The 18,636-nt window shown below is 62.6% G+C and carries 14 protein-coding genes and 1 pseudogene; 5 read left to right on the top strand and 10 right to left on the bottom strand.

Features of this window, described 5'->3' with window-relative positions:
- Nucleotides 1-6 precede the first annotated feature (6 nt).
- On the top strand, nt 7-816 hold the full coding sequence (gene ku, locus ABLE91_RS27090; protein ID WP_348935665.1) for a non-homologous end joining protein Ku: 810 nt from the start codon (nt 7-9) through the stop codon (nt 814-816).
- Between the two features lie 53 nt (nt 817-869).
- Here the strand turns inward: ku and ligD are convergent, their stop codons facing one another.
- The 4 genes from ligD to ABLE91_RS27070 form a co-directional block, all read right to left on the bottom strand.
- Complete coding sequence (gene ligD / locus ABLE91_RS27085; protein ID WP_348935664.1) at nt 870-3,506, bottom strand: DNA ligase D; 2,637 nt, start codon at nt 3,504-3,506, stop codon at nt 870-872.
- Between the two features lie 118 nt (nt 3,507-3,624).
- On the bottom strand, nt 3,625-4,071 hold the full coding sequence (locus tag ABLE91_RS27080; protein ID WP_348935663.1) for a DUF1810 domain-containing protein: 447 nt from the start codon (nt 4,069-4,071) through the stop codon (nt 3,625-3,627).
- A 5-nt stretch (nt 4,072-4,076) separates the two neighbouring features.
- Complete coding sequence (gene xth / locus ABLE91_RS27075) at nt 4,077-4,862, bottom strand: exodeoxyribonuclease III (RefSeq protein ID WP_348935662.1); 786 nt, start codon at nt 4,860-4,862, stop codon at nt 4,077-4,079.
- A 10-nt stretch (nt 4,863-4,872) separates the two neighbouring features.
- On the bottom strand, nt 4,873-5,049 hold the full coding sequence (locus ABLE91_RS27070) for a hypothetical protein (protein ID WP_348935661.1): 177 nt from the start codon (nt 5,047-5,049) through the stop codon (nt 4,873-4,875).
- A 788-nt stretch (nt 5,050-5,837) separates the two neighbouring features.
- On the opposite strand from ABLE91_RS27070, the gene ABLE91_RS27065 reads away from it, so the two are divergent.
- Complete coding sequence (locus ABLE91_RS27065; RefSeq protein WP_348935692.1) at nt 5,838-8,216, top strand: hybrid sensor histidine kinase/response regulator; 2,379 nt, start codon at nt 5,838-5,840, stop codon at nt 8,214-8,216.
- A 174-nt stretch (nt 8,217-8,390) separates the two neighbouring features.
- Here ABLE91_RS27065 and ABLE91_RS27060 read toward each other — a convergent pair.
- Nucleotides 8,391-10,467: pseudogene (locus ABLE91_RS27060) on the bottom strand (ATP-dependent helicase).
- Nucleotides 10,468-10,585: 118 nt separating this feature from the next.
- Between ABLE91_RS27060 and ABLE91_RS27055 the strand changes: the two are divergent.
- Nucleotides 10,586-11,779 (top strand): GAF domain-containing sensor histidine kinase, encoded by a 1,194-nt coding sequence (locus ABLE91_RS27055; RefSeq protein ID WP_348935660.1) that lies wholly within the window; start codon nt 10,586-10,588, stop codon nt 11,777-11,779.
- Between the two features lie 77 nt (nt 11,780-11,856).
- Here the strand turns inward: ABLE91_RS27055 and ABLE91_RS27050 are convergent, their stop codons facing one another.
- Nucleotides 11,857-12,852: an ATP-dependent DNA ligase gene (locus ABLE91_RS27050; protein WP_348935659.1), complete on the bottom strand. Its 996-nt coding sequence runs from the start codon at nt 12,850-12,852 to the stop codon at nt 11,857-11,859.
- Here ABLE91_RS27050 and ABLE91_RS27045 point away from each other — a divergent pair.
- Nucleotides 12,800-13,123, top strand: a complete 324-nt coding sequence (locus tag ABLE91_RS27045) for a cupin domain-containing protein (RefSeq protein ID WP_348935658.1) — start codon at nt 12,800-12,802, stop codon at nt 13,121-13,123. The genes ABLE91_RS27050 and ABLE91_RS27045 overlap by 53 nt on opposite strands.
- Before the next feature lie 189 nt (nt 13,124-13,312).
- Entirely contained in the window at nt 13,313-13,459 is a 147-nt protein-coding gene (locus ABLE91_RS27040; protein WP_348935657.1) for a helix-turn-helix domain-containing protein, read from the top strand.
- Nucleotides 13,460-14,014: 555 nt separating this feature from the next.
- On the opposite strand, the gene ABLE91_RS27035 is transcribed toward ABLE91_RS27040, so the two are convergent.
- The 4 genes from ABLE91_RS27035 to ABLE91_RS27015 form a co-directional block, all read right to left on the bottom strand.
- On the bottom strand, nt 14,015-15,013 hold the full coding sequence (locus ABLE91_RS27035; protein WP_510182010.1) for a 3'-5' exonuclease: 999 nt from the start codon (nt 15,011-15,013) through the stop codon (nt 14,015-14,017).
- 181 nt (nt 15,014-15,194) lie between these two features.
- Nucleotides 15,195-15,671: a nucleoside 2-deoxyribosyltransferase gene (locus tag ABLE91_RS27030; protein ID WP_348935691.1), complete on the bottom strand. Its 477-nt coding sequence runs from the start codon at nt 15,669-15,671 to the stop codon at nt 15,195-15,197.
- A gap of 195 nt (nt 15,672-15,866) precedes the next feature.
- Nucleotides 15,867-16,925 carry an AI-2E family transporter gene (locus ABLE91_RS27025; protein ID WP_348935655.1) on the bottom strand — a complete coding sequence of 353 codons (1,059 nt, stop codon included), beginning with the start codon at nt 16,923-16,925 and terminating at the stop codon, nt 15,867-15,869.
- A 551-nt stretch (nt 16,926-17,476) separates the two neighbouring features.
- Nucleotides 17,477-18,636, bottom strand: a 1,160-nt coding sequence (locus tag ABLE91_RS27015; RefSeq protein ID WP_348935653.1) for an autotransporter outer membrane beta-barrel domain-containing protein, incomplete at its 5' end; no start/stop codon positions are given.

Genomic DNA, 18,636 nt, shown 5'->3' with positions numbered 1-18,636 from the left:
GGCGTCATGGCTTTGCGTCCGTACTGGAAAGGCTATCTCAAGCTCTCGCTCGTCACCTGTCCCGTTCAGATGATGCCGGCAACATCGGAGAACGAAAAGGTCCGCTTCCATACGCTTAATCGCGCCACGCACAATCGCGTCGTAAGCCATTATGTGGACGCCGTCACGGGCAAGGAGGTCAAGGACGAAGACGAGGTCAAGGGCTATCAGCGCGGCGAGGATGACTACATCATTCTCGAGGACGAAGAGCTGGAGAACGTCGCGCTCGACAGCACGAAGACCATCGACATCGACGTCTTCTCGCCGCGCGATTCCGTCGAGTGGATTTGGCTCGACACCCCCTATTACCTGTCTCCCGACGATCCAGTGGGCCAGGAAGCGTTCTCGGTCATCCGCGACGCCATGGCCGCCGAGGACATGGTCGGAATTTCCAGCCTCGTGATCTCACGGCGCGAGCGTGCGGTCATGCTCGAGCCGCGCGGCAAGGGCATCGTCCTCTGGACGCTACGCTACGGCGATGAGGTGCGGGACGAGGAGGCCTATTTCTCCGGCATCGACGATGCCCCATCCGATTCCCAGGTAATGCCGCTCATCCAGCAGTTGATCAAGAAACAGACCCGCCATTGGGACCCCAAGCTGGTGGCGGACCCGGTTCAGGACAAGCTCCTGGAGATCATCGAGGCCAAACGGAAGAAGACCAAGCGGCCGACGAAGGCGAAGTCATCCGAGCCGAAAGCCACACCGAACAACGTCATCAACATCATGGATGCGCTGCGAAAGTCCGTTGAGGCGGAGGATCGTCCCCGCAAGCGCTAGGTGGCGGTCACCAAGCTGGCGGCTTCGCGGAGCCGCCGGGACCGGGTGTCCAATCAGGCCGCCTGCTTCATCGACTTCGACAGCCGCTTGATCGCCTGCTCCAGCGGGCGATGAGCATCGCCATAGTCCTGCCAGGCGGTGGTCTTCGCGAGCAATTTGGGCACAGTGCGGATCGTGAAACGCTTGGGGTCGAGGCCGGATTTGACCTGTGACCAGGTCAACGGCATCGACACGGTGGCGCCGGGCCGGGCACGGGGAGAGAGCGGGGCCACCGCCGTCGCCATGCGATCATTGCGCAGATAGTCCAGGAAGATGCGGCCGCCCCGAAGGCTCTTCGTCATCTTGATCAAATAGAGGTCCGGGTTGTCTCGAGCCATCTTCATGCAGACGTCATGCGCGAAGCCCTTTGCCTCCGGCCAGGAGAGCTTGTTCCGCTTGGCGACCGCCAGCGGCGTGACCACATGCAGGCCCTTCCCGCCCGTCGTCTTGCAGAAGCTGACGAGACCGAGTTCGTCGAGGCGGTCGCGCATCTCCCGTGCGGCCTCTATCACGGCCGAGAACGGGACGTCCGGGCCGGGATCGAGATCGAAGACGAGCCGTCCTGGGACGTCCGGCTGATTCGGCTCGCAATTCCAGGGATGCAATTCGAGGGCGGCGACCTGGGCGACGGCGGCAAGGCCCTGCACCCGATCGATCTGGAGATAGGGCTTCTTGTCACCGAAGACCGTCACCAACTCCAACAGGTTGGAAGAGCCGCGCATGGCGTGTCGCTGGAAGAACTCCTCGCCGCCGATCCCGTCCGGTGCCCGGATGATCGAACACGGCCGCCCTCGGATGTGTTCGATCAGCCAGGGCCCGACCGCCTCATAATAGCGGGCCAGATCCTCCTTCGTGACCGGCTTGCCGTCGTTAGCGTTGGGCCAGAGCGGCTTGTCGGGGTTGGAGATCCGCACGCCCATGACATCGACTTTCCCACCGCGGCGGGCGGGCTTCGATGACGCCGGAACGGCCGGTTGGGGAACGTCCGTCTTCGTCGGGGACGCTGGCTTATCGGCTTCCACCTCGGCCGCCGGCTTGTCTTCACGCAAGCCTTTGAACGCCGCCTGGCGGACGAGACCGTCCGCCGTCCAACCAGCGAACTCGATCTCGGCCACGAGTTCTGGCTTGAGCCACTCGACGCCGGCTTCCTTCTTCGGGGCGCCGATGCCGGTGAAGGGGGACTTCGCCGTCTCGATCGTGCGCAGCTTCGGCAGCAGCGCCTTGACCTTCTCCGCCCCGTAGCCGGTCCCGACCCGCCCGACATAGACGAAGTTGTCCCCGCGATTGACGCCGACGAGAAGCGACCGGAATCTGCCTTGGGTTGTTGCGTAGGCGCCGATCACGACCTCATGGCCCGCGCGGCACTTCGACTTCGCCCAGGTGTCGGTGCGGCCGGAGACATAAGGCGCATCGCCGCGCTTCGACACGATGCCTTCAAGTGACAGCCGGCAGGCAGAGCGCAGGACGGCTTCCCCGCCATTCTCGAAATGCTCGACGAAGCGAAGACGGGCGTCCTCCCCCGCCTCGGAGAGAAATTGCTTCAACCGTGCCTTGCGATCGGCCAGCGGAAGGGACCGCAGGTCCTCACCGCCCTCGAACAGCAGGTCGAAGGCGAAATAGACGAGTGCATCGGTCTTGCCTTCCGAAAGCGCCGCCTGGAGCGCGGCGAAGTCCGGTGCACCGTTCTCGTCCAGCGCGCATATCTCACCGTCGATGATGGCGTCCGGCAGCTTGCCGGCGGCGCGGGCGATCGCCGGATATTTGGCGGTCCAATCGAGGCCCTTGCGGGTCTTCAAGGTCACCTCGCCATCCTGGACGCGCATCTGAATGCGGTAGCCATCGAACTTGATCTCGTGGATCCACCCTTTCACGGATGGCGGGCGTTCGAGGGTTTCGCAAAGCTGCGGGGCGATGAAATCCGGGAGGTCGGCGGTCGCGACAGGCTTCCTCCCGCCGGCCTCTGCCTTGCGTTCTTCGGCAGCGAGCCCCGTGCGGCTGTCCCACACGGCATCCGCCTCGACCTTTCCCCCCTGAAGCATGAAGGGCTTCGGTTTGCGGCCCTTTCCATCCGCTATTGCCTTCATCGCTCGGCCGGATGCCACCGAGGTGGCCTTCTCGTCGAGGATCGCAGCGCCGTTGGCCTCCACCGCGAACGCGTCGCGATGCTTGATGAGCAGCCAGTTTGTGCGCTTTCCGCGCTCCCGATCGTTGGCCATCCGGACCAGGACGAAGCTGCCATGCAACCGTTCGCCGTCGAGCGTGAACTTGAAATCGCCCTTCGCCAGGGCCAGCTCGGGGCTCTTGTTTCCCTCCGGCTCCCAATAGCCGCGGTCCCACAGCATCACCGTGCCGCCCCCGTATTGTCCTTTCGGGATCGTCCCCTCGAAGTCGCCGTAGTCGAGGGGATGATCTTCGACCTCCACCGCGAGGCGTTTGTCGTGGGGGTCGAGCGAGGGACCCTTGGTAACCGCCCAGGATTTGAAGACACCGTCGAGCTCGAGCCGCAGATCGTAATGGAGCCGGGTCGCGTCGTGCTTCTGGATGACGAAGCGACGGCGGTTCGACAGTTTAACCGCGTCCTGGCCGCTCGGCTCCTGCGTCTGCCGAAAATCGCGCTTGGCTTTGTAGGTCGTGAGCTTGTCGTTTGGCATGGGTGACCTCGGGCTTCAGCGCATCGCCCCTCAGCCAAGAATGCGAGGCGTGAGAACAGGTTCCGTATTGAACTGGGCAAGAGCTCCCCGCTCAGCACGACCAGGCCCTATCCGGCCATCAGGGCTTTTGTCTCTCGAGGAGGTCGAGCGTCTGAGGGTCTGGTTCGCCCTCGAAAAATCGATCCAACGCCGCCTGGAACGGAGAGGCGGCCGTTCCTTCCGCGGCGAGGCTGAACAGCGTCATTGAGGATCGAAATTTCATATCGTCGGGCGCGCCGAAGATTGCGTGCGCCGAGCGGCCTTCGACCACGAGCGCTGCCGCGGTGGCGAGTCGCAAGCGTTCCCCAAGGATCGGGTCCTCAAGATAGGCGTGGGCCTCGTCGATGGAGGATATCCCGTAGAACTGCGCAGTCGGCGAGTGCCCGAGACCTCGCATTTGGGGGAAGATGAACCACATCCAGTGTGTCTGCTTGCGACCGGCACGCAGCTCGGCGAGGGCTGCCTCAAAGATGGACCGTTGCGCCGTTCTGAAGCGTGCCAAGTCATAGGGATCGGAGACGTTCATGTTGGCTATCCCGCATCCGCGTCGGTGAGCTCGATCCAGACGGGCGCGTGATCGCTCGCCTTCTCCCACCCGCGCACCGCTCGATCTACATCGGCAGCCTCAAGACGATCAGCGATGGCAGGGCTCAGGAGGAGGTGGTCGAGCCGCAAGCCCGCATTGCGGGCCCATGCATTCCGAAAGTAGTCCCAGAAAGTGTAGATGCGCTCGTCCGGATGCAGTGTGCGCAGCGCGTCGGTCCAGCCCTGCTCGACCAACGTGTGGAAGGCACTTCGGACCTCGGGCCGGAAAAGCGCATCGTCGCGCCAACGCTCCGGCTTGTAGACATCGAGGTCGGTCGGCATGACGTTGTAGTCGCCGACGAGCACCACCGGAATGTCGAGGTCAAGCAATTCCAAGGCATAGCTGGTGAGGCGTTCGAACCAGCGGAGCTTGTAGTCGAATTTCGGCCCAGGTGCGGGATTGCCATTCGGCAGGTACAGGCACCCGATGAGCAGGCCGCCGACGGCCGCCTCGATGTAGCGGCTGTGGCTGTCATCCGGATCCCCCGGGAGCCCGCGCCGGGTCTCTACCGGTTCGGCGTCACGCGCGAGGATCGCGACACCGTTCCAGCTTTTCTGGCCGTGCCAGATCGCGCCATAGCCCGCCTTCTCGATCTCTCGGTGCGGGAAACGCGCGTCCGGCGACTTCAGCTCCTGGAGACAGACGACATCGGGCTCCGCCTCGGCCAGCCATCGCAGCAGCACGGGCAGCCTGCCATTCACGCCGTTGACGTTGAAGGTCGCGATCTTCATCACGGCAGAGCTAACGCTTCCGATCGCCCTTGTCGCCCTCGCCCGCCTTCACCTTCGTCTTGGCCGATTTACGCACATCCTGCGCGAGCGACTTGCCGACGTCGTCGGATTCCTTGAATTGGCCCTTCTCGTCGCGGCGGACATAGCGTTTGTCGCTGCCGGTATCGATAAGCTCGCGTTTGGTCATGGGGCTCTCCCTTGCGCCCTCCGCGAACCGGCCGAAGAGCATCCCTGCCGGTACATCCGCAGTCAGGTTTTCGTTACCTCAAGTCGGTTCGAGGCGGAAAACGCGCGGCCGGAAAGCCGGTTCCCCTGCCAATGTCGAAGTGGCCACCAAGGGGTCACTCTTACTGGCCTCGCCGCTGGCGGCGCGGTGATCGGGCCAAAAGAGTAAGGCTCGCCACCCATTGTTGTTCATCGCAGCAAACGTCTTGCGATGAGGAGCAATGCGCAGCAGCACGCCAGCGTTATGATTACCGTGAGGCTGAAGACTGCGAGTTCCATCTCACCCTCCTCAGCGAGAGGAATGAGAACTGTAGCTCCAACACAATCCAGCGCAAATGACAGCCGGTTGAAATTTGACTTCAACGCCGATTTCTCAGTGCTAGCCAAAGCACGCCTGCGCACAGGGCCATGGTGGCAGCACCGACCACACTCAAAGTCGCTAGGTCGTTTTCGGAGATACCCATCGAGACCCGTTAATACGGTGGGGCTGAATTCCTTGAAAAGAAACCGGCCGAGGGGGGCGCACGCCCGCCCGTACATCCGCGGTCAGGCTGGCTTCCTCGATGGCGGTTCGAGGTGCCAAACGCCTGGCAACAGGCAAGGTTCCTGAGGTTCAGAACTTGGAGGAGCGATGACCCAAGAACCGTTCCGGAGTGTAGGGTGGAAGGTCAATCTAGCCGCGGTAGGGGGCGCGATGTGACCCCGTGGGACTATCCCGGCTTTTCATTCACCCATAAGGTCCGGCGGCAGATGAAGGAGCCGGTATTGGAAAATGGACGGTGGTTTGAGGAGCCCTTGACCGAGGAAGGGCGATATCGCCTGCTGGTCGAGGCGGTCGTCGATTATGCGATCTACATGCTCGACCCAACTGGGATCGTGACGAGCTGGAACGCCGGCGCCAAACGCTTCAAGGGCTATGAACCGTCGGAAATTATCGGCCAACATTTTTCTCGATTTTATACCGACGAGGACAAAGCGGCAGGCTTGCCGGAGGCCGCCTTGAACACCGCCGCTGCCGAAGGAAAATTCGAGCACGAGGGCTGGCGCGTGCGCAAGGATGGAACGCGCATTTGGGCACATGTTGTTATCGACGCCATTCGTAGTCCCGCGGGTAACATCATTGGTTTCGCGAAGATCACGCGGGACATATCTGATCGACATGTAGCTGAGAACAACCTACGGCAAAGCGAGCGACAGTTCCGGCTTCTCGTCCAGAGCGTCACGGACTACGCAATCTTCATGCTCGATCCGACTGGTCGCGTTTCAAGCTGGAACATCGGCGCTCAACGAATAAAGGGCTATCAGCCACACGAAATCATTGGCGAGCACTTTTCGCGCTTTTACACCGAAGAGGACCGGCAAGCGGGTCTACCCACCACAGCGCTTGAAATTGCGACCACTCTAGGACGTTTCGAGAAAGAAGGGTGGCGTGTCCGTAAGGATGGCAGCCGCTTCCTTGCCAACGTCGTGATCGATGCAATTCGCGAGGATGATGGCACCCTGGTTGGCTTTGCCAAGATCACTCGCGATGTAACTGAGCAGCGGGAGGCGCAGCAAGCGTTGGAGCAGGCTCGCAACGCCCTTTTCCAATCCCAGAAGATGGAAGCGATGGGCCAACTCACGGGTGGCATCGCGCATGACTTCAACAACCTGCTGCACGTTATCGGAGGCAATCTCCAACTCCTGTCGAGGGATATCTTCGGAAACGACCGCGCGGAGCAGCGTGTCCAAGCTGCGATGTCCGGCGTTGCTCGCGGGGCCAAGCTTGCGTCGCAATTGCTCGCGTTCGGACGACGTCAGCCCCTCATGCCGAAAGTCGTGAACATCGGCCGTCTCATCCGCGACATGGACGAAATCCTGCGGCGCAGCCTGGGCGAGGCGATCCAGATCGAGACCATGGTCTCGGGAGGTCTCTGGAACACCCTCATCGATCCGAGCAACATCGAGAATGCCCTGCTGAACCTCGCAATCAATGCTCGTGACGCGATGGAGGGACGGGGCAAGCTGACGATCGAAGTGGGAAATGCGTTTCTGGATGACGATTATTCTCGCGCGCACTCCGAGGTTACCCCCGGCCAGTACGTGATGCTTGCGGTGACGGACACCGGCTGCGGAATTCCCTCCGACATTATCGATAAAGTTTTTGATCCGTTTTTCACCACCAAGCCGGAGGGCAAAGGCACGGGCCTCGGTCTGTCCATGGTTTATGGGTTCGTCAAACAATCCGGCGGGCACATCAAGATCTACAGCGAGTCCGGTGACGGCACGACGATCAAACTTTATCTCCCACGCTCGACCGGTGACGAAGAGGCCGCCATTATTGTTGAAGACCGTTCAATCATTGGCGGCAGCGAGACGGTGCTCGTGGCGGAGGACGACGAAGAAGTCCGCGAGATGGTCGCAGCGATGCTGAGCGACCTTGGATATCGCGTTTTGCGAGCAAAGGACGCCGACAGCGCGCTCGCGATCGTGGAAAGCGGCGTGCCGGTCGACCTTCTGTTCACTGACGTCGTGATGCCCGGAAAACTTAGGAGTCCTGAGCTCGCGCGAAAGGCACGGGAGCGGCTGCCCCATCTGCAAGTTCTGTTCACATCCGGATATACCGAGAATGCGATCGTCCATGGTGGCCGTCTGGATGAGAATGTCGAGCTGATCAGCAAGCCGTACACACGCGAGGCTCTGGCGAGGAAACTCCGGCATGTGCTGGCGAACGCCCAGCAGCGAAGGGTTGGCCTCAGTCCAACTCCATCCGTAAAGCCCGGTGTGCCGGCATCTCCTGCGCTCACGTTGACCATCCTGGTGTGCGAGGACGACCCCTTGATCCGAAGCAACACCGCGGAGATGCTTCAGACACTTGGCCACGTCGTTTTCGAAGCTGGCGACGGGAAGACTGCTGTCGCAATCGCCGAGCAGCACACCATCGACGTCTTGCTGACCGATGTTGGGCTGCCAGACGTCTCCGGCATACAACTTGCCGACGCGTTGCGGTCTCGAACGCCGGGATTGAGAGTCATCTTCGCGACCGGAAAGGATTACATCGCCGGGAGCATGCCGGATCCATTGGTCAGACTTCTCATGAAGCCCTATAGCTTGGAGGACCTGAAGGCTGTCGTTTCAGACATTGCCTGATGCTCCGCACAACCAAGCAGCCGAACGTCCCTACGGAAACGCGCCTTCGCCTCCTGAGGCCCGACGTCCCTGAAAAGCTTCTCGGGCGTTCGGACGAGCTCCTTTGATCTTGAATCTCCAGACGCGTGAGGGAACGCCATTAGATCGACCAATGCGATGGGCTGAATATTCCGATCACCGCCACATGCTTCGCATGCGGGCACCCACATCGATCCGGACGTTCCGGGCGGCCGCCTGGGCCTGTGTTTCCCGGCTGGCGAGGGGCCACGTCACCTGCTCGAAATGCCCGAGCAGGGTCTTCGGAATGAATCGGGTGCGGGAGGCATAGACGTGCCTGTCCCCCTGCGCCGCCTGCCCATGAGTGAAGAAGCGTTGCGGGACCATGAGGTGAAGGCGGTCCTTCGCCCGGGTCATTCCCACATAGAGCAGCCGCCGCTCTTCTTCGATCTCGTCCACATGCCCGACGCCGAGATCGCTCGGGATGCAACCGTCGACGACATTCAGGATGAAGATCGTCTTCCACTCCTGCCCCTTGGCCGAATGGAGCGTGGACAGGATCAGGTAGTCCTCGTCGAGTGTCGGAACGCCCGCCTGGTCGCTCGTTGCGTCTGGAGGATCGAGCGTCAGTTCGGTGAGGAAGCGTTCGCGCGACGGGTAACCTGACGCAATCTGCTCGAGTTGGATCAGATCGGCGAGCCGGGTGCTGGCATCCTCGCGAATTCGCTCGAGGTGGGGCTCGTACCACCGCCTCACTGCTTCGATCTCGGCGGGCCATCCGACGTCGTCGGCACTCACCTCGCGAAGCATGGCGATGAAGGCGGTCCACTGGTCGCCCGCCCGCACGGGCGGTGGAGCTTCGGCCAGCGCTTCCATGGGGCTGGGGTGTGCGCCAGCGGCATCGAGCGCCCGCTGGGCGGACGCAGGGCCGACGCCGGGGATCAACTGCATGACCCGGAAGCCCGCAACGCGGTCCCGCGGATTCTGGACGAACCGCAGGGCCGCCAGCAGGTCCTTCACATGCGCCGCATCCAGGAACTTGAGCCCGCCGAATTTCACGAAAGGGATGTTGCGGCGGGTGAGCTCGACCTCCAGGGGACCACTGTGACTGGACGTCCGGAAAAGAATTGCCTGCTGCTTCAGGGCGACGCCTTCTTCCCGGTTCTCGAGCACCCGGTCGGCGATGAACCTCGCTTGATCCATCTCATCCCGGACGGTCACGAGTTGCGGCCGCTCGGCGGACGTGCGGTCGGTCCAGAGGTTCTTCGTGAACCTCTCGGGGGCGAGCTCGATCACTGCATTCGCTGCGGAGAGGATGGACTGTGTCGAGCGATAGTTCTGCTCCAGGGTCACGACCTCGGCGGGAGGACTGAACTGGCCGGGAAAGTCGAGGATGTTGCGCACCGTGGCCGCGCGAAACGCGTAGATCGATTGGGCATCGTCGCCGACCACGGTCAGCCCCTTCCCGTCGGGCTTCAGGGCAAGGAGAATCGTCGACTGAAGGCGGTTCGTGTCCTGGTATTCGTCGACCATGACGTGGTCGAACCGACTGCCAATATCCTCGGCGAGAATGGGATCGGTGACGAGCTGGGACCAGTAGAGAAGCAGGTCGTCGTAATCGAGGACGTTCTGTGCCTGCTTGGCTTCCACATAGCCCGCGAAGAGCTGGCGGAGCTCATCATGCCATCCCGCGCACCAGGGGAAGGAGCGCCGGAGGACATTCTCCAGCGGCATCTCAGCGTTCACGGCGCGGGAGTAGATGGACAGGCACGTGCCCTTCGCCGGAAACCGGCTCTCGGTCTTCGAGAAACCGAGATCGTGGCGGGCGAGGTTCATCAGGTCGGCAGAATCTTCGCGGTCATGGATGGTGAAAGCCGGGTCGAGTCCCATCTGCTCGGCATAGTCCCGCAGGATGCGGGCGCCGATCCCATGGAAGGTTCCAGCCCACATGAGGGCGTCGGCCGATAGCCCACCCCTTGTCGTTCAAGACGCGGTTGCAAATGCGTTCGACGCGGCGGGCCATCTCGGAGGCCGCGCGCCGCGAAAAGGTCATCAAAAGGATCCTGCGCGGGTCGGCACCGTTGACGATAAGATGGGCCACGCGGTGGGCCAGGGTGTTGGTCTTCCCTGAGCCCGCGCCAGCAATGATAAGGAGTGGGGTCGTCGCTGAGGCCCGATCGCCCGAGACCCCATGCTCCGTTGCACGCCGCTGCTCCGGATTGAGAGCGTCAAGGTACGCAGCGGTCGCGGCCAACGATTCAATCCCCGTCCAAGCATTGGTGGCGGGAGGTTCTCAGATTCCCGTTTTGTTCGCAATGGCCGCTGGCAGATTGCTGCCTCGCTGCGAGGAGGATATCAATCTGAGATCAACGATGGAAAGGGCGGCGGCCGTGCCCCACGATTATCAGGCCGACATCGATGCAATATCGCGCATCCCGGCGGTTGCACAAATTCTCGACGTAGTCTGCGAGACCACGGGCATGGGTTTCTCGGCGGTCGCGAGGGTGACCGAGCAGAGGTGGATCGCCTGCAATGTCAGGGACCGGATCTCATTTGGGCTGACGGCCGGAGGGGAGCTGGAGGTCAGATCGACGATCTGCCACGAGATTCGCGCGAGCCGCGAGGCCGTGGTTATCGATCATGTCGCCGAGCATCGGGAATTTTGCCAGCACCACACTCCGCTGAGATACGGCTTTCAAAGCTACATCTCGATGCCGATCATTCTGGCGGACGGGACATTCTGGGGCACGCTCTGCGCGATCGATCCCCATCCGCGCAAGCTCAACAACCCGACCATCGTCAACATGTTCAAGCTCTTCGCAGAGCTGATCGGATATCACCTCAACGCCGAGGAGCGCTTCCATCGGACGGAGGCAGCACTTGTAGACGAGCGCACGAGCTCCGAGTTGCGGGAGCAATTCATCGCCGTGTTGGGGCATGACCTGCGCAACCCCCTCGCCTCCATTGATGCGGGAGTCCGCCTGCTATCGAGGAAGCTCGTCGACGAGGAAAGCAGGTCCATCACGAATGCCGTCCAGGGGAGCGTGAGGCGAATGGCTCTCCTCATCTCCGACGTCATGGACTTCGCCCGCGGGCGCTTGGGAGGCGGCATCGCCGTGTTCGAGCAGCCGGATATCGAGCTCGGCGAGCTGCTGGAGCCAGTCATCGAGGAGTCTCGGGCAGCTCACCCCGACCGCCGCATCGTCAGTAAGTTTGCGATCCACGATACCGTCCGGTGCGATCCCTCCCGCATGCAGCAGGTCCTGTCGAATCTGATCGCGAACGCGTTGGTCCATGGTTCTGCGGCGTCACCCATTGACGTATGGGCGGCCACGAATGGAGGCACGTTCGAGCTCTCTGTCACGAACGCTGGCGAAAAGATCTCGCCCGCAGTCATGGCTGATCTCTTCAAGCCCTTCGTTCGGGAGAGGCGAAGCGCGAGCAAGCAGGGCCTTGGCCTTGGACTCTATATCTGCTCCGAGATCGCCAAGGCTCATGGCGGAACGTTGACAGCCACATCCTCGCCGTCCGAAACGCGCTTCATTCTTCGAATTCCAACGACCTAAGTTCGTGACAGGCACTTGGTGAGGACCGTCAGCAATCCGTGCGGTCGAGCGGGATATCACTGGCAATCGTTTGGCGTTTATTCACGTGGCGCCCCGGACAGAGGGGCAATCTGATCGAGCGTGCATTGCCGCGGCGCCTTGTCCGGGCGCCAGCGGATCAGCTTCGTGCCGTGGCGAAACCGATTGCCCGTAACATGGTCGAACCGCACCTCCACGACCAGTTCGGGTCGTACCGCTACCCAATCTCCTGTCCGGTCCGTGCTCCAGCGACTTGGACCGCCAGGAGCCTTCCCCGTAAAGCCCGGAGAGTGCTCCATCGATTCAAGCCGATCGGTCAGTTCTGCCCGCTCCGCATTCGAAATGGTGGACGTGAACCCGACATGGTCAAGCAAGCCATCATCGTCATAGAGGCCGAGGAGAAGAGAGCCGACCCCTCGTCGATCCTGGGCATAGCGAAATCCGCCGACGACGCAGTCTGCCGTGCGTAGGTGCTTGACCTTCACCATGGCACGCTCGCCCGTCTCATATAAACCATCACGCCGCTTGGCGATCACCCCATCGGTTCCGAGCACCCCTTCATCAAGCCATCGCTCGGCCTCCTGGTGCTCGTAGGTCAGGGGTGAGAGAGCCAAGGCTTCCGGTGCGTGGACATGGGCGAAGAAGGTCTCCAGTTTTTCCCTTCGACGATCCAACGGTTGCTTCAGAAGAGAACGCCCATCCGAGCCGGCCAGGATGTCGAACAGCATGAGCCTGGCGGGCGTCGCCGCTGTGAGCTTCCGGACGCGACTTTCGGCCGGATGAAGCCGCATCTGAAGGGCATCGAAGGCAAGATGTCCGTCGATCTCGATGAGGAGTTCACCGTCCAGCACGAACCGGCGCATGGGAAGGGATTCCAGGTGGGCGACGACTTCGGGGAAATAGCGTGCGAGCGGCTTCCCGGACTTCGCACGAAGATCCACGTCGCCGGCGACATTCCTGCTGACGCGCGATGCCGGCTTCACGGTGGCGACCGACCCCTCGATGCCCGCCCGCCTCTCGTCCGAGGTGTTAGAGGGAGCCGGCGCCTCGATCATCCCGGTGGGGGAGGGCGACGACTTCCTATTCCTCGGCGGCCATCTTAACACTGACCATGTCGGCGGGCGCCTGATGGTGGAAAGCCTGCCGGATTTCGTTCATCTCTCGGGTACGGAGAGCGACGCGGACTGGCTGGGCGCGCTGATCCGCGAGCTGGTCGCGGAAGCCGCCGACAATGCACCGGGCGCGCAGATGGCGTGCTCCAGCCTCGCCCATCTCTTAATGATCCAAATCCTGCGGCGGCATCTGTCCGGCGGGCAGCGAGGTTGAGACCGGCTGGCTGCGCGCGGCCTGCTATCCCAGGCTCGTTCCCGCCCTCCACCTTATTCACGCCGACCCTGCGCGGCGCTGGCAGCCCGCCGATCTGCGCGGGCGGCCGCTATGTCCCGCACGGCGTTCGCCACCCGTTTCAAGGCGGTGGCGGGCGTGCCGCCGCTCACCTACCTCGCCGAGTGACGCATGCGCCAGGCCGACCGCGCCTTGCGCCGACGAGGCAGTTCGGTGGCGGAAGTGGCGAGCACTGTGGGCTACGGCTCGGAGGCCACATTCAGCACGGCCTTCAAGCGCGTCGTGGGCCGCTCGCCCCGGCGCGCTGTGCAGGTGTGATGGCGGCGACTGGGCGTCGACATATCCCGTGGTCATGCACTATTTCGAGATCCGCGGCATATGGTTCTCAGCGCCGGGGCGCATGGCCTCCGCAGTGAACCTTTGAGAATTAACGATCTTCACCGCCCCTCGGCGCCGGGCGCAATTTCCGTTTGTTCCCGTTTTGTTTCCATTGAATCCATATCGCCTGTTTCAGCGACGGAGAGTGCCATGCCGAGCGACACCATACGCGCGACCGAGAGCTGTTCCCGAGCGCGCGGAATGTCTTGAGCGCTGGGTCTGGGTCATTGCTGACCGCATCCCCTGGTATATCCATGGCGAAGCGCGGGAAGCCGCGTGGCTCGAATGGGAGCAGTCCTGCCTGACGGCAACAAGCCTACGTTCTGGGGACCCCGATGGACTTAGGCAGTGAAGGCGCAGGCGTTCTGGGGGGGCGGGGTCGCGATGGGGGCGCTCCACAAAGTCGCTGGTGGCGGGAACGATGCGGTCGACGGCGCGGCGTCCCGAATCCCCGTGCTTAATCGGCTCGATGATGCGGTCTTCGATCTCGAAGAGTCATGTCGCCCGAAACCGACTCTCCGCAGTCAATCTGACGGCAAGGGGTTCTGCATCCGCCCATCGATAGATGTCGGTCCGCAGATATCTGAGTTCGTCCTCATAGGCGGCTTCGTCAATCTCCGCCCACCACGCCCGAGGTCGGCCGTCGCTACCGTCCGACCACCGATAGCCCCTGGCTTTCAATTGCTCTTTCATGTCGAAAGGACTGTTCTCGGCAAAGATGCGAACGCGTGAACGGCCGCTTGATGCGAGAAGCTCAGCGAACGGTGTCATCGCTTCGGGACCGTGAGGCTTTGCGAGGACCTCGAGCAAGGCATGGCAGTCATCCGTGGCGCGATGCCCGTCATGAAACAACCCCGCTTGGCCGACCAGGTAGCCCAGCTTGCTCCCTTCGAAACCGTGGTCCGCCCACCGGATCTCGGTGACGGAACAGGCCCATGCCTTTGGAATGAATGCAGGGCAGAGCTTTTCGCAGAAAGGACGATCGAAGCCAGCATTGTGGGCGATGATCAGGTCCGCTGGTTCGATCACCTCTGCCAGGGAGGCGAGATCAATCGTCTGCCCTGCAACCATTTCATTGGTGATGCCGGTCAACCGGGTGATCTCGGCGGGTATGGGTGAGATTGGCTCCCGAAGGCCGCCGAACACGCCGACGACGTCGCCGATGGTGCCTTGGTCATCGTAGGTGAAGGCGACTGCACCAATCTCGATTACCTCGTGGTGGAGATGCTGGAGCCCGGTCGTCTCGGTATCGACCAGAACCGCGAGACGCGGAAACGGACTCTCGCTCCGCAAGATGATGGGCCTCGGCACGAGTTTTCGCAAAATTCGGAAGCGGCCCGTGCTCTCCAAGTTACGCGCGACTATTTCGTTGTCGGATTCGGTAGCCGTGGCCGCCGTACGCGCGCGCCGTGCCACCCGCGTCGCAGAAGTGGCGTTCCGATAAACAGAATCGGAATCAAACAGTTCAAACTGGTGGGGAGGAGGTCTCGGCATCCCGTCCGCTTTAGGCGCAGCAGCATCGTGGCTGTAGGGCATAACTAATGATCACGTACGGACGTATTTCAAGTCCGGAGCAAGGATAACGATCCAAGGCGAGGACCGCCAGGAAAAGGAACTCTGGCTTCCGTTCCCGGCCGACGAGACTCGGACTCGCCGCATTCCTCAGATCGGGGCTTCACTTCCAAATAAAGAAGTTCGCCAGCAAGCCTGCGACGAGCGCAGCAGCGCCAGCCATCACGAATGCCCGCGCTATGCCCACCTGCATCCCCCGGCGCACCTTGATATACGACAGGGCCTCGGTGGCGGCGCGGATAGCCTTCTCCGGATCGTCGTAGACGAACGTGTCCGGCATTGTGATCATCAGGTTCTCGATCGCACCGAAATCCTCGATAGCGTGACCGTCTCCGTCGCGCCATCCGTTGTCTGATGGGGCTCCCGGAATCCGGTCGATGAGTTCGCTTCGGTCGACCGTCCAGAGGAACACCGGCTTGCCCCGAGCTTCGGCGTAACCGAGCTCCCAGGCAGTCCCGGGATCCATATGCGGCCCTCTCAAAGGAGAGATGTTCGCGATCACGGCGTCGGCCGTCTCGATTCCGGCGACGCATCGATCGCGTATCGTGAGCGGCCCGTCGGAAGGCCGGGATCCGTCCAGGGGGAAGATGCCGATGAGGCCGTGGGCAGCGCATTGCCTTCAGCTTTTCGCCTTGGGCGGCTGCATCGGGACGGAAGAGATCGGGACCGGCAAGATAGACGGTGGGCATGGCAGGGCGATCGCTGGCGGTTTGGAAGGGGTGGAAGCCTTGGTCGAGATAAGCTTTGTGTGTCGGTACTTGTGGGACGGTGCCCGTCACACGCCGCGATGATTTCGGTCTTCCGCCAACAAGGACCACACTGCGACGAACAACGCGGCGATTAATGGCCCTATGACAAACCCGTTGACGCCGAAGAGTGACAGACCGCCGAGCGTCGAAACGAGGACCACGTAGTCCGGCAAGCGAGTTCCCTTTCCCACCAGAGGGGGGCGCAGGATGTTGTCGATCAGGCCGATCACGAACATGCCCACGCCAAGGAGGATCGCGCCCCTGAGGTACTCTCCGGAAAGAAGGAGATAGGCCGCGGCCGGGCCCCACACCAGGAACGCGCCGACTGCCGGTACGAGCGACAGCATGGCCATCAAGACACCCCAAAGGAGGGCACCCTTGATGCCGAGCAGCCAGAAAGCGACACCACCGATCGCGCCTTGAATAATGGCGATGATGACATTGCCCTTCACCGTCGCCTGCAAGACTTCCGAGAATTTGCCAAGGATACTTTCGGTGTGATGGGGGCTGAGCGGGCTCGTCTTTCGGATTTGAGCGGCGAGCGAGCGGCCGTCTCGGAAGAGAAAGAAGAGCACGTAGAGCATCACGCCGAGGCTGATGAAGAACTGCGCGGTGCCCTGGCCGATGCTTAGCGCGCGGGAGGCAATGATTTGCGATGCTTGCCCGAGGAACGATGCGAGGCGCTGGCCGATGTCCCCCATGCTATCGAGGTTGAACGTCGGAAGGAGATCTCGCAGGAAGCTGGGCAGAGCTTCCTGAATCCGGCTGAAGATGTCTCCCGGATCGAACTCCCGCGTCGAAATTCGATGGTAAAGCCCGGTCGCTTCCTGTGCGAGCGATGCGAGGATCATCGATCCCGGTATGACGACGATGCAGATGCATGCCAGGACGCTCAACCCGGCGGCGAGATTTCGCCGTCCGTTGAACATGCCCAGGAGCCAGCGCTGGAGCGGGTTGAACAGGATGGCCAGGATCACGGCCCATAGGACCGCACCGAAGAATGGGAGAAGCAGCCAGAAGAAGGCTGCCGTGACGACGACGACGACGACGACGAAGCTGATCTGCTGAACGTTCGACGATTGCATCAGGGAACGTGCACCTCTGGTTCGAGCCCATCCTGCTTCGTTCCCCTGGCCACGACCTGAAGCATGTCGGGTGGCAACGGGCGCTGGAGCGCTTGCGCCTCGGCCCACGGGGCGCTCATCCACATCTCTACCTCATCCATTGTCGTAAGGATGACAGGCATCGCCTTCGGGTGAACGGACCAGACCGGCTCGGAGGTAGCCATCGGGATGTCTTCCTTGAGCATCGCTTCCGTAACTACGTGGCCGGAACATCCAGCGCGTGCGCCACATCGCAGGGTTGAAAAGCGCCGCACACTCATAAAGAGCGGTGGGGCAAAGGGGATTGGGAAGCGGGGAAGCCCCGCCGACCGCACAACCCGGCCGCGAGCCGCGAGTTCCACGCTATAATGGACCATGGCCGAGATTGAGCTGTTTGGCTGTGTCGCTGTCACGGCGCTCACGCTCGCGTGCTGCGGCGGGCTGGTCTGGATAGTGCCGCGGCTGGGGCGCTGAAAACAAAAAAGCCCCGCGCGGCGGTGAGCCGGCGGGGCTGATCGTGCGTGCGAACCGCCTCAGAACCTGATCGCAAAACTTCCCTTGACCATGTTGTTGGTGTCGGTCTCGGCGAGTTGGCCGGCATAGAAGACGGACAGGGTGGTGGTGGCGGTGAACGCCATGTCGAGGCCGGCTTCCACCAGGGCCGCGTCGGCGGCGATGGGGGCGCCGGAGATGGCGAAGGGCTGGGCGCCGGGGCCGAAGGCGAACAGTGCTTCTGGCGCCGTGTCGCCGAAGGCGTGCTGCCACGCCAGCGTGCCCTTGAAGCTCGTGGCGATGGTGCCGAGCGCCAGAGGGACGCTGATGCGGGCGCCCAGGGTGGAATAGGTCACGCCCTCGCTCGCCCCAGAGGAGGTCAGCGCGGACGGGCCGCCCGTCTCCGAGAAGTCGTCCAGGTCCACGTTCACGTAAGCCAGGCCCGCGAACGGCTCCAGTCCCACGGAGGCGAAGGAGAGGGCATAGCCCACCTCGCCGAACACCTGGCCCGTGCGGGCGGTGGTGTCGGCGGTGAGCTGGTTGAAGAGGCCGGGGAAGACGACGGTGCGGCTGGCGCTCATGTCGGCCCAGCTATAGGCCCCGCCGAAGCGCAGCCCCCATGCCCCGACCGTGCCGCCGCCATAGAGCGCCACATGGGCATTGTCGCTGGAGAAGGAGGAGGAGCGGGCATCCACCTGATAGCTGGAGGCGGAGTATCCCGCCGCAAAGCCCAGCCGCCAGTCGCCCAGGCCGGGGGAGAAGGTGCGGTCATAGCCCACGAACACGCCGGACGTGTTGCCGGAGATGGTGGCGGCATTGCCGTTGCCGTCGATCTGCCCCCAGGCGCCGAAGCCCTGGGCCCAGAAGGCGTTGGGAGTGCCGGGCACCGTCACCACGTCGCTGCCGGCGCTGAACGGGCCGGCAGCAGCCTTGGCGGCATAAGCGAGCGGCGCGCTGGTCGGGGTTGCCACCGGCACCCGCGCCCGGTCCAGCACCGCCCGGCGCAGGATCAGGCTCTCGTTCTGGAAGATCGACAGGGCCGAGGGATAGACCTCGCCGGACAGGGCGTTGAACGCCTGCTGGGCGCCCGCGACGCTCGTCTGTGACACCACGGCATTGTAGAGCGCATTGCCCTGCCCGAGCGCCTCCACCGCGCCCGCGGTGGCGACCTGGTTCGCCGTCACCGCCACGTTGGGGAACG

This window comes from Aquabacter albus (assembly GCF_040049275.1).
Taxonomy (GTDB): domain Bacteria; phylum Pseudomonadota; class Alphaproteobacteria; order Rhizobiales; family Xanthobacteraceae; genus Aquabacter.
The sequence above is the reverse complement of the archived record's forward strand: the minus strand, read 5'-3'. Positions and strand labels throughout refer to the sequence as shown.